Below are 417 nucleotides of genomic sequence, written 5' to 3'. Positions count from 1 at the left end.
TTGAGAGCTTAGACTTGTTCACACCATTTGATATCACAACAGAGCAGCTAGAAATAGATATTGAGATACTAACAGAACTTAATCTCACAGTAGAAACTTTTACCAGCATAAATATTGCTGCTAACTTTAACCAACAAGTGCAAGAAAGTTTCTTGATTTTTGAAGAAGAAACTTTTGCTAGTTTTGAACTTCTGCAACAACGTCTGGTAAGTCTAGTAGGCGATCGTTCAGTTCTACTATTAGCAAATATTGAAGGTCGTACTCAGTTAGTATTGTTCAATGGTACTGAGTTAGAAGTAGTAGAAGACTTTGAAGTAGAGTTGGAAGAAATTGGTGATTTCTCTGTTGAGAACTTAGACTTTGAGGACGAGGATGATGAAGATGATGAGGATGATGAGGACGATGAGGACGATGAGG

At 36.9% G+C, this 417-nt stretch carries 1 pseudogene; it reads left to right on the top strand.

Going from position 1 to position 417, the window contains the following annotated elements:
• Nucleotides 1–14 precede the first annotated feature (14 nt).
• Nucleotides 15–417, top strand: a pseudogene (locus ACP6PM_RS28295) (hypothetical protein); the annotation flags it as partial.

It is taken from the genome of Dapis brunnea BLCC-M229 (genome assembly GCF_050015995.1).
Lineage (GTDB): Bacteria > Cyanobacteriota > Cyanobacteriia > Cyanobacteriales > Microcoleaceae > Trichodesmium.
This window is presented reverse-complemented; position numbering and strand designations above follow the sequence as displayed.